We start from the raw sequence: 11,278 nt of genomic DNA on the forward strand, positions 1-11,278 counted from the left end.
TTTCCGTCCATGTCCGAACGTCCGATCCAGTTCTATTTCCGCGGCGCCATCCAGTCGGTGCAGGGGCCGGCGCCGACGCGCACGGTGCTCCAGTACCTGCGCGAGGATCTCTGCCAGACCGGCACCAAGGAAGGTTGCGCCGAAGGCGATTGCGGCGCGTGCACGGTGGTGATCGGCGAGCTGGTCGGCGAGGCCGGCGCCGAGGAGTTGCGCCTGCGCGCGGTCAATGCCTGCATCCAGTTTCTGCCCGCGCTCGACGGCAAGGCGCTGTTCACGGTAGAAGACCTGGCGGCCGGCGAGCAACTGCACCCGGTACAGCAGGCGCTGGTCGACCGGCACGGTTCGCAATGCGGTTTCTGCACGCCGGGCTTCGCCATGTCGTTGTTCGCCCTCTATGAAAACCAGGACCATTGCCCGGAACGCGACGAGATCGACCACACGCTGTCCGGCAACCTGTGCCGCTGCACCGGCTACCGGCCGATCGTCGATGCGGCGCGCGACGCCTACGCGCTGCCGCGCCGCCGCCTCGACCGCCTGCCGGTGATCGCCGCACTGAAGACGCTGGCCGACCTGCCGCCGCTCGATTATCTCGGCGACGGCCGGCGCAGCCACAGTCCGCGCACGCTGGCCGAACTCGCCGAGTTGCGCGAGCGGCTGCCGAACGCCCGGCTGGTCGCCGGCGGCACCGACGTCGGCCTGTGGGTGACCAAGCAGGGGCGCGATCTCGGCGAACTGATCCTGACCGGCGCCGTCGCCGAACTCAAGCGCATCCAGATCGGCCCCGGCCGGCTGGAAATCGGTGCCGGTGCGACGTTGACCGACGCCTTCGCAGCGCTCACCGCCTTCGAGCCGCAATGGGCCGAACTCGCCCGGCGCTTTGCCTCGACGCCGGTCAAGAACGCCGGCACGCTCGGCGGCAACGTCGCCAATGGTTCGCCGATCGGCGATTCGATGCCGGCGCTGATCGCCCTCGGCGCGCGCATCGTCCTGCAGCGCGGCGCGACGACGCGCGAAATGGCGCTGGAAGATTTCTACCTCGATTACCAGAAAACGGCGCTACAGAGCGGCGAATTCGTCCGCGCGCTCATCCTCGATGCGCCGGCCGCCGGGCTGCAGCGGCATTTCCGCAGTTACAAGGTGGCCAAGCGGCTCGATCAGGACATCTCGGCGGTTGCCTGCGGGCTAGCCGTCCATCTTGACGACGAAGGCTGCATCCGCCGCGCCCGCCTCGCCTTCGGCGGCATGGCGGCGACCCCGAAACGGGCGGCCGGCGCCGAAGCGGTGCTGCTTGGCCGGCCCTGGGACGCCGCCGCCGTGCGCCGGGCGATGGACGCGCTGGGCAGCGACTTCGCCCCCTTCACCGACGTTCGCGCCAGCAGCGCCTACCGGCTGAGCGTCGCCGCCAACCTGCTGCAGCGCTTCTGGCTGGAAACTTCGGGCGCCGGCGATACGCCGGTCCGCCTCGCAGCGCTGGCGCCGATTGCCCCAGAGGACCAGCCATGATCGGCCGCCCGCTGCCGCACGAAAGCGCCCGCCTGCACGTCAGCGGCCGCGCCCACTACATCGACGACCTGCCGGAAGCCGCCGGCACGCTGCACGCGGCGCCCGGTTTATCGACCGTCGCCCGTGGCCGCATCCGCAGCATGGACCTCAGCGCCGTGCGCGCCTGTCCCGGCGTGCGCGCCGTGCTCACCGCCGCCGACATTCCCGGCGAAAACAATTGCGGGCCGATCCTGCACGACGACCCGATCCTCGCCACCGACACGGTCAGCTTCCACGGCCAGCCGCTTTTCGTCGTCGCCGCCGAGACGCGCGACATCGCCCGCCAGGCGGTGCGTCTGGCGAAGATCGACTACGACGCCGAGCCGCCCATCCTCGACATCGCCGCGGCGATTGCCGCCGAATCCTGGGTGCTGCCGCCGTTTTCCATGCAGCGCGGCGCCGTCGATGCGGCCTTTGCCGACGCGCCGCACCGTCTGAGCGGCAGCGCCGTGCTCGGCGGTCAGGAGCATTTCTACCTCGAAGGCCAGATTTCCTATGCCCAGCCGGGCGACGACGGCACGCTACACGTGCTCTGCTCGACCCAGCACCCGACCGAAATGCAGCAGATGGTCGCCCACTGTCTGGGCTGGCGCGCCCACCGCGTCAGCGTCGAATGCCGGCGCATGGGCGGCGCCTTCGGCGGCAAGGAATCGCAGTCGGCGCAATGGGCCTGCCTGGCCGCGCTGCTCGCCACACGCACCGGCCGGGCGGTGAAAATCCGCCTCGACCGCGACGACGACATGGTCGCCACCGGCAAGCGCCACCCCTACCGCTACCAGTGGGAAAGCGCCTTTGACGACAGCGGTCGCCTGCTCGGCCTGAAACTCGAATTCGCGTCCGACTGCGGCCACTCGGCCGACCTCTCGGGGCCGGTCAACGACCGCACGATCTGCCACATCGACAACGCCTACTACCTCGACGCGCTCGCCCTGAAAAGCCTGCGCTGCAGGACCAACCGCGTCTCCAACACGGCGTTTCGCGGTTTTGGCGGGCCGCAGGGGATGTTCGTCATCGAGAACGTGCTCGACGACATCGCCCGCCACCTCGGCCTCGACCCGCTGGCCATCCGCCGCGCCAACTTCTACGACGTCGAACCGGGCGCGCGCAGCACCACGCCCTACGGCACGCTCGTCGAGGACAACGTCGCCCCGGCGCTGGTCGCCGAACTCGAACGCGATTGTGCCTACACCTCCCGCCGCGCGGCGATTGCCAAATTCAACGCCGGCAGCCCGGTGTTGAAACGCGGCATCGCGCTGACTCCGATCAAGTTTGGCATCTCGTTCAACGCCACGCATTACAACCAGGCCGGCGCGCTGGTCCATGTCTATACCGACGGCAGCGTGCTCGTCTCGCACGGCGGCACCGAGATGGGCCAGGGCTTGTACACCAAGGTGCGCCAGATCGTCGCCCACGAATTCGGCCTGCCCTTCGACGACGTCCGCCTCTCGTCCACCGACACCCGGCGCGTCGCCAACACCTCGGCCACCGCCGCCTCGAGCGGCACCGACCTCAACGGCAAGGCGGCGCAGGCGGCGTGCAACAACATCAAGGCGCGGTTGGCCGCCTTTGTCGTCGAACTGACGAACGGCGCGGTCGTCGCCGCCGACGTGCAATTTGCCGACGGCCGGGTGCGGGCGCCGGGTTTCGACGAAGCCTTCGCCGACCTCGTCATGCGCGCCTACCGCGCCCGCATCCAGTTGTGGGACGCCGGTTTCTACAAGACGCCGAAAATCCATTTCGACCCGGTGACCAAGCTCGGCCGCCCCTTCTTCTACTTCGCCTACGGCGCCGCCTGCAGCGAGGTGGCCATCGACACGCTGACTGGCGAGACGCGCGTGCTGCGCGTGGACATCCTCCACGACGCCGGCCGCTCGATCAATCCGGCGCTCGACATCGGCCAGATCGAAGGCGGCTTCGTCCAGGGCATGGGCTGGCTGACCAGCGAGGAACTGTGGTGGCGCCCGGACGGCAAGCTGATGAGCCACGCCCCGTCGACCTACAAGATCCCGACCGCCAGCGACCTGCCGGACATCTTCAACGTCCGCCTCTACGACAACGCCAACGTCGAGGACAGCATCCACCGCTCGAAGGCGGTCGGCGAGCCGCCGTTCATGCTCGCCCTCTCGGTGTACCAGGCGCTGCGCGACGCGGTTGCCGCCGCCCTGCCGGCCGGTCAGCCCTTGCAGCTCGACGCCCCGGCAACGCCGGAAGCGATCCTGCGCGCACTCGCCGGCGGGGAAAGCTGAGATGGCCGCCGACTGGGTCGCGCCGCTGGCCGCCCGCCTCACCGCCGGCGAGGATGTCGTGCTGGTCACCGTCGCCGCCATCCAGGGCTCGGCGCCACGCGATGCCGGGACGACGATGCTGGTCGGCGCCAGCACGACCGAACTGACCATCGGCGGCGGCCATCTCGAATGGCAGGCGACCGCCCACGCCGACCGCCTGCTGGCCGGCGGCGGCCGGCCGCAGGTGGTGCTCTACGCGCTCGGCGCCGGGCTCGGCCAGTGTTGCGGCGGTGTCGTCTGGCTCGCCTACGAGAAGATTCCCGCCAGTGAAGCCAGCACCTGGGCGCAACGCAGCGCCGCGCTGGCCGGCGGTGCCCGCCTGCAACGCCGACTGGCCGCCGGCGACAGTGCCTCAACCTGGCAGACCGGCGCCGCCGCCTGCGCCACCGCCTTGCTCGGCGGGCCGGAGGACTGGCATTTCGTGCAGGACATCGCCAGCGTCGCTTTCCCGGTGTGGATTTTTGGCGCCGGCCACGTCGCCCGCGCGCTGGTTCGCCAGTTGCTGCCGCTCGGCGCCGCCATCACCTGGATCGACACGCGCGACGACGCCTTTGCCGGGTGTGACACCGCCGGCCTCGACATCCGCGCCACCGACCTGGCGGAAAGCGAAGTGGCACAGGCACCGGCCGGCACCTTCTTCGTCGTCATGACGCACAGCCACGCGCTCGATTTTTCGCTCTGCGAGGCGATCTTCCGCCGCCGCGATTTCGCCTACTTCGGGCTGATCGGTTCGCGCAGCAAACGCGCCGGTTTCGAGCGCCGTTTCGTCGATCGCGGCCTCGATCCGGCCCGCCTGGGCGAACTGACCTGCCCGATCGGCATCCCCGGCATCGTCGGCAAGGAGCCGGCGGCGATCGCCCTGGCGGTTGCCGCCGAACTGCTCAGCCTGCATCATGCACGCCAACTGCTGCACCAGGCCGGCCGTCCGCGCCTGAGCGCATCCCCCGTCCGTCCCGACCAGCCGGAGTAAGCATGAGCCCGCCCGAACCCCGCCTGAAGCTGTTGCACATCAGCAAGCGCTACCCGAGCGTCGTCGCCAACGACGACGTCAGCCTGACCGTGATGCCCGGCGAAATCCACGCCATCCTGGGCGAAAACGGCGCCGGCAAGAGCACGCTGATGAAGATCATCTACGGCGCGGTCAAGGCCGATAGTGGCGAAATGCTCTGGGACGGCCGCCAGGTCGCCGTCGCCAACCCGGCGCAGGCGCGCAAGCTGGGCATCGGCATGGTGTTCCAGCATTTTTCGCTGTTCGAGACCTTGACCGTGGTCGAGAACATCGCGCTGGTCCTCGACGAAGCCTTCGATCTGGCCGGGCTGGCCGTGCGGGTCAAGGAAGTTTCCGAACGCTACGGCCTGCCGCTCGACCCGCACCGGCTGGTGCATAGCCTGTCGGTCGGCGAACGGCAGCGGGTCGAGATCGTCCGTTGCCTGCTGCAGGACCCGAAGCTGCTGATTCTCGACGAGCCGACCTCGGTGCTCACCCCGCAGGCGGTGCAGAAGCTGTTCGAGACCTTGCGCCGGCTGGCTTCCGAAGGCGTCTCCATCCTCTACATCAGCCACAAGCTGCACGAAATAAAGTCGCTGTGCGACAGCGCGACGATCATGCGTGGCGGCAAGGTGACCGGCGACGCGATCCCGCGCGACGAAACGCCGGCCTCGCTGGCACGCCTGATGATCGGCCGCGAGCTGCCGGTCTGCGAGGCGCCGCCCTACCACGGCCCGCTCCATCCGGTACTGCAGGTCGAGCGCCTCAGCCTCGCGTCCGACGATCCTTTCGGCACTTCGCTGCACAACGTCTCGCTGACCGTGAACGCCGGCGAGATCGTCGGCATCGCCGGCATTTCCGGCAACGGCCAGGCCGAACTGCTGGCCGCCTTGTCGGGCGAAACGACGGTCGACCGCGAGGCGGTCTGGCTCGACGGCGAAGCCATCGGCCATCTCGACGCCGGGCGGCGACGCGACCGTGGGCTGGTCTTCGTCCCCGAAGAACGCCTCGGACGCGGCGCGGTGCCGGCCATGTCGCTGGCCGCCAACGCGCTGCTCACCGGCCACCGCCAGGGCATGAAGCGCTGGGGGCTGCTCGCCCGCCACGCGGCGCGCGATTTCGCCGCACGCTGCATCGAACGCTTCGACGTCCGTTGCGGCGGCACCGGCGCCGCCGCCCGCTCGCTGTCGGGCGGCAACCTGCAGAAATTCATCGTCGGCCGCGAGATCATGCTGGCGCCCAAGCTGATGATCGTCGCCCAGCCGACCTGGGGCGTCGATGTCGGCGCCTCGGCCTTCCTGCGCCAGACGCTGCTCGACCTGTCGCGCACCGGCGTCGCCATCCTGGTCATTTCCGAGGAGCTTGAGGAATTGTTCGAAATCAGCGACCGCATCGCCGTCCTCGCCGCCGGCCGCCTGTCGGCGCCGCAGGCGCGCGAACTGGCCGATGCCGAATCGGTCGGCCTGCAGATGGCGGGCCTGTTCAACGAAGGCAACGCAGCGGAGACCAGCCATGCACCTGCTTGAACCCCGCGCCCAGCCGTCGCAAGTCATGCGCTGGACGGCGCCGCTGATCGCCATCGTCGCCACGCTGCTGGTCGGCTCCGTGCTGTTCGAGGCGCTCGGCAAATCGCCGCTCGAATCCTTCCACGTCTTCTTCGTCGAACCGCTGACCACCGGCTACGGCTGGAGCGAACTGCTGATCAAGGCCTGCCCGCTGATCCTCATCGCCCAGGGCCTGGCCATCGGCTTCAAGGCACGCATCTACAACATCGGCGCCGAAGGCCAGTTGATCGTCGGCGCACTGTTCGGCGGCGGCATCGGCATCGCCTACGGCGACACCGGCGCCGCCTGGGTGCTGCCGGCCATGGTCGTTGCCGGCGCCATCGGCGGCGCGCTGTGGGGCGCCATCCCGGCGCTGCTCAAGACGCGCTTCAACGCCGAGGAAACGCTGACCACGCTGATGCTGACCTACGTTGCCACCCACCTGCTGTCGTACCTGATGCACGGCCCGTGGCGCGACCCGGAGGGGATGAACTTCCCGCAGTCCATCCTGTTCGACGACGCGGCGCTGTTCGGCCTGCTGGCCGAGGGTTTCCGGGTCAACAGTTCGCTTTGGATCGTCATTTTCGCGGTGCTCGCCTTCTGGCTGTTCAACGCCAAGAGCTTCCTCGCCTACCGCCTCGAAGTCGGCGGCCAGGCGCCGGCCGCGGCACGTTACGCCGGTTTTCCGGCAAAGCAGACGGTGTGGTTCAGCCTGGTCATTTCCGGGATGACCGCCGGCCTCGCCGGGGTCGGCGAAGTCGCCGGGCCGGTCGGCCAGTTGAACCTCAACATCTCGCCCGGCTACGGCTTCGCGGCGATCATCGTCGCCTACCTCGGCCGCCTGCACCCGCTCGGCATCGTGCTCGCCGGCAGCCTGATGGCGCTGATCTACCTGGGCGGCGAAGCGGCGCAACTGAGCCTGCAGATGCCGGCGGCGATCACCGGCATCTTCCAGGGCATGCTGCTGTTCTTCCTGCTCGGCGCCGACGCCTTCATCGACAACCGCCTGCGCCGCCGCGCCCGCTGACCGGAGACCGCGATGCTCGACTACCTGCCCCTGATCCTCGCCGGCACCCTCGCCGCCGCCACCCCGCTGATCTTCGCCGGCCTCGGCGAACTGGTCGCCGAACGCAGCGGCGTCATCAACCTCGGCGTCGAAGGCATGATGCTGATCGGCGCCATCGCCGGCTTCGCGGCAGCGGCCGAAAGCGGCCACGGCGTCGTCGCCGGGCTGCCCGCCGGCGCCCTGGCCGGCGCCGCGGCCGCTGCCGTGTTTGGCTTCTTCGCGCTGTCGCTGGCCGCCAACCAGGCCGCCTGCGGGCTGGCCCTGACCATCTTCGGCATCGGCCTCTCGGCCTTCATCGGCCAGCACTACGTCAGCTACAGCCTGCCCGGCCTGCAACCGGTGGTCGTGCCGCTGCTCAGCGACATCCCGCTGCTCGGGCCGGTGCTGTTCAAGCAGGACTGGGTGGTCTATCTGTCGCTGATCGCCTTCGCACTCGTCGCCTGGACCCTGGCAAAAACCCGCCTCGGCCTGCTGCTCAAGGCGGTCGGCGAAGCGCCGGACGCCGCCCACGCGATCGGCTACCCGGTGATTGCCATCCGCTACGGCGCGGTGATCTTCGGCGGCGCCATGGCCGGCATCGCCGGTGCCTACCTGTCCACGGTCTACACCCCGCTGTGGGTCCAGAACATGAGCGCCGGGCGCGGCTGGATCGCCGTCGCACTGGTCGTCTTCGCCACCTGGAAGCCGACCCGGCTGATGCTCGGCGCCTACCTGTTCGGCTTCGTCACCATCCTGCAGTTCCACGCTCAGGGCCTGGGCATCGAGGTACCGGTGCAACTGCTGGCGGCGCTGCCCTACCTGGCGACCATCGTCGTCCTGGTGCTGATCTCGCGCGACCGCAAGCTGCTGCAACTGAACCTGCCAGCTTCGCTGGGCAAACCCTTCCTCCCATGACCACGCTGCTGCTCAAGGACGCCGACGTCCTCGTCACCATGGACGCTGCCCGCCGCGAAATCCCCGGCGGCGGCGTCTTCATCCGCGATGGGGTGATCGAGGCGGTCGGCCCGTCCTCCGACCTGCCCTCCACCGCCGACCGGGTGATTTCACTGGCCGGCACGGTCGCCCTGCCCGGCCTGGTGAACACCCACCACCACATGTACCAGAGCCTGACCCGGGCGATCCCCGGTGCGCAGGACGCCGAGCTGTTCGGCTGGCTGCGCCGGCTCTACCCGATCTGGGTCGGGCTGACGCCGGAAATGATCCGGATTTCGACGTTGACCGCAATGGCCGAATTGATCCTCTCCGGCTGCACCACGTCGAGCGATCATCTCTACCTCTACCCGAACGGCAGCCGCCTCGACGATTCCATCGAAGCCGCCGCCACCATCGGCATGCGTTTCCACGCCGCGCGCGGCAGCATGAGCGTCGGCGAAAGCCAGGGCGGCCTGCCGCCGGATCGTCTCGTCGAAAACGAAGCGTCTATCCTCAAGGACACCCAGCGCCTGATCGAAACCTGGCACGACCCGCAGCGCCACGCCATGCAGCGCATCGTCGTCGCCCCCTGCTCGCCGTTCTCGGTCAGCCGCGAGCTGATGCGCGACGCCGCCGAACTGGCGCGCGGCTATAGGGTTTCGCTGCATACGCATCTGGCCGAAAACGACAACGACGTCGCCTACAGCCGCGAGAAATTCGGCATGACGCCAGCCGAATACGCCGAATCGCTCGGCTGGGTCGGCCACGACGTCTGGCACGCCCACTGCGTCAAGCTCGACACGCCAGGCATCGATCTCTTTGCCCGCAGCGGCACCGGCGTCGCCCACTGCCCGTGCTCGAACATGCGCCTGGCTTCCGGCATCGCGCCGATCCCGGCGCTGCGCGCCGCCGGCGTCAATGTCGGCCTCGGCGTCGACGGCTGCGCCTCGAACGACGCCGCCCACCTACTCGGCGAAGCGCGGCAGGCGATGCTATTGGCCCGCGTCGGCCATGGTCCGGCAGCGATGAGCGCCCGTCAGGCACTGGAACTGGCGACGCTGGGCGGCGCCAAGGTGCTCAACCGCGACGACATCGGCGCCCTCGCCCCGGGCATGAGCGCCGACCTCGTCGCCTTCCCGACCGGCGGCCTCGACCTGGCCGGCGCTGCCGTGCACGACCCGGTCGCCGCGCTGGTCTTCTGCACGCCGCAGACCGTGCGCCATTCGATCATCAACGGTAAACCGGTGGTCACCGACGGCCATTTGTTGCCGCTCGACCTGCCGCCGCTGGTTGCCGAACATAACCGGCTGGCGCGGCAACTGGCCAATACCGCGCACTGACATGAACGCCACCCGCAAACAACTGGTCTTCGGCCGCGTCCTCCACTTCCTCGCCGACCCCGGCGAGCAGGACGCCGCCGACAGCTACGAATATTTCCCCGACGGCGCGCTGTGGATCGTCGCCGGCCGCATCGCCGCCGCCGGCTCGCGCGCCACGGTCGAAGCTGGCATCGCCCCGGCAGAACGCGCCGCCGCCAAAGTCATCGACTACGGCGACCAGCTGATCCTGCCCGGCCTGGTCGACACCCACTGCCACTACCCGCAGTCGGCTGTCATCGCCTCCTTCGGCCGGCAACTGCTCGACTGGCTCAACGACTACACCTTCCCGGCCGAGACCGCCTTCGCCAACCCGGAAGTCGCCGCGCGCACGGCCGATTACTTCCTCGACCGCCTGCTCGCCCACGGCACGACAACCGCAGCCGTCTTCTCGACGGTGCATGCCGGCTCGGTCGACGCCTTCATGGCCGGCGCGGAAAACCGCCGTTTACGCATGTTGACCGGCAAGGTCATGATGGACCGCCACGCGCCGCCCGCGCTGTGCGACACCGTCGCCGACGCCGAGCGCGACTGTCTGGCGCTGATCGAGCGCTGGCACGGCAAGGACCGACTGCGCTACTGCGTGACGCCGCGCTTCGCGCCGACCTCGACCCCGGCCCAACTCGCGCTGGCCGGCGAGCTTTACCGGAGCAAGCCTGATCTGCACGTGCAATCGCACCTGGCCGAGAACCTCGACGAGATCGCCTGGGTCAAATCGCTGTTCCCGACAGCGCGCGACTACCTCGACGTCTACGACCGCCACGGCCTGCTCGGCCCACGCAGCATCTACGGCCACTGCATCCACTTGTCGCCGACCGAAACCGCGCGCATGGCCGAAACCGGCACCGCGGCGGCGTTCTGCCCGACCTCCAACCTCTTCCTCGGCAGCGGCTTCTTCAACCACGCCGCCGCCGTCGATAGCGGCATCCGTGTTGGCCTGGCCACCGACGTCGGCGGCGGCACCTCGTTCAGCCTGCTGCGCACGCTCGACGAAGCCTACAAGGTCTCGCAAGTCCACCGCCGCCCGCTGCCGCCGCTGCGCGCCTGGTTCCTCGCCACACTGGGTGGCGCCCGCGCGCTCTACCTCGACGAGTTCATCGGCAACTTCACCGCCGGCAAGGAAGCCGACTTCATCGTCCTCAACCCGCGCGCCACGCCGGAACTCGACTTCCGCCTGGAGAAAACCGACGAACTGGCGGCAACGCTGTTCGCGCTGATGATCCTCGGCGACGAACGCTGCGTGACGGCGACGCATGTGCTCGGGAAAAAGGTCGCGGCACAGCACTGACCCGGAAATTCCGCCCGCTCAAGCCGGCGGATTCCCCTTCCCCGCCAGCAGCAGATCGAACACCACCCGCCCGAAGGCAGCTTCCTTCTGCGGGTCGGCCAGCAATTGCAGCATCTGGTTCTGGTGGGCGGCGCCGCTGTCCAAAAGCGCTGCGGCAGCCACCGAAAACAGTGGCCTTGCTTTCCACGAAACCGGTATATCTCCGACCCAAGCCTTCCCTAGAATCTGGATACTCCAAGCAAACCTTGCCCGACACATGCCACCGCCTCGCCCAAAC

At 69.0% G+C, this 11,278-nt stretch carries 9 protein-coding genes; 8 read left to right on the forward strand and 1 reads right to left on the reverse strand.

The window, feature by feature from the left end:
- Nucleotides 1-9 precede the first annotated feature (9 nt).
- From xdhA to guaD, 8 genes are read left to right on the forward strand one after another with little or no spacing between them, the layout of a single operon-like run.
- Nucleotides 10-1,503 carry a xanthine dehydrogenase small subunit gene (gene xdhA / locus ACLIIZ_RS17660; protein WP_416694234.1) on the forward strand — a complete coding sequence of 498 codons (1,494 nt, stop codon included), beginning with the start codon at nt 10-12 and terminating at the stop codon, nt 1,501-1,503.
- On the forward strand, nt 1,500-3,788 hold the full coding sequence (gene xdhB, locus ACLIIZ_RS17665) for a xanthine dehydrogenase molybdopterin binding subunit (protein ID WP_416694236.1): 2,289 nt from the start codon (nt 1,500-1,502) through the stop codon (nt 3,786-3,788). The genes xdhA and xdhB overlap by 4 nt, the downstream gene beginning before the upstream one ends.
- Nucleotide 3,789: 1 nt before the next feature.
- Nucleotides 3,790-4,797 carry a xanthine dehydrogenase accessory protein XdhC gene (xdhC, locus tag ACLIIZ_RS17670; protein WP_416694238.1) on the forward strand — a complete coding sequence of 336 codons (1,008 nt, stop codon included), beginning with the start codon at nt 3,790-3,792 and terminating at the stop codon, nt 4,795-4,797.
- Between the two features lie 2 nt (nt 4,798-4,799).
- The gene (locus ACLIIZ_RS17675; RefSeq protein ID WP_416694240.1) at nt 4,800-6,341 is read left to right on the forward strand and encodes an ABC transporter ATP-binding protein; all 1,542 of its coding nucleotides are present in this window, start codon (nt 4,800-4,802) and stop codon (nt 6,339-6,341) included.
- The gene (locus ACLIIZ_RS17680) at nt 6,328-7,386 is read left to right on the forward strand and encodes an ABC transporter permease (RefSeq protein WP_416694242.1); all 1,059 of its coding nucleotides are present in this window, start codon (nt 6,328-6,330) and stop codon (nt 7,384-7,386) included. The genes ACLIIZ_RS17675 and ACLIIZ_RS17680 overlap by 14 nt, the downstream gene beginning before the upstream one ends.
- Before the next feature lie 12 nt (nt 7,387-7,398).
- A complete protein-coding gene (locus tag ACLIIZ_RS17685; protein ID WP_416694244.1) occupies nt 7,399-8,319 on the forward strand; it encodes an ABC transporter permease in 921 nt (306 codons plus the stop codon).
- Nucleotides 8,316-9,677, forward strand: coding sequence for an 8-oxoguanine deaminase (locus tag ACLIIZ_RS17690; RefSeq protein WP_416694246.1), 1,362 nt, complete (start codon nt 8,316-8,318; stop codon nt 9,675-9,677). Before ACLIIZ_RS17685 ends, ACLIIZ_RS17690 begins: the two co-directional genes overlap by 4 nt.
- A 1-nt stretch (nt 9,678) precedes the next feature.
- A complete protein-coding gene (gene guaD / locus ACLIIZ_RS17695) occupies nt 9,679-11,001 on the forward strand; it encodes a guanine deaminase (RefSeq protein ID WP_416694248.1) in 1,323 nt (440 codons plus the stop codon).
- Nucleotides 11,002-11,019: 18 nt separating this feature from the next.
- Here the strand turns inward: guaD and ACLIIZ_RS17700 are convergent, their stop codons facing one another.
- The gene (locus tag ACLIIZ_RS17700) at nt 11,020-11,163 is read right to left on the reverse strand and encodes a hypothetical protein (protein WP_416694250.1); all 144 of its coding nucleotides are present in this window, start codon (nt 11,161-11,163) and stop codon (nt 11,020-11,022) included.
- Between the last annotated feature and the right edge of the window lie 115 nt (nt 11,164-11,278).

The organism is Azonexus caeni, from assembly GCF_048146105.1.
In the GTDB taxonomy this organism is placed as follows: domain Bacteria; phylum Pseudomonadota; class Gammaproteobacteria; order Burkholderiales; family Rhodocyclaceae; genus Azonexus; species Azonexus aromaticus_B.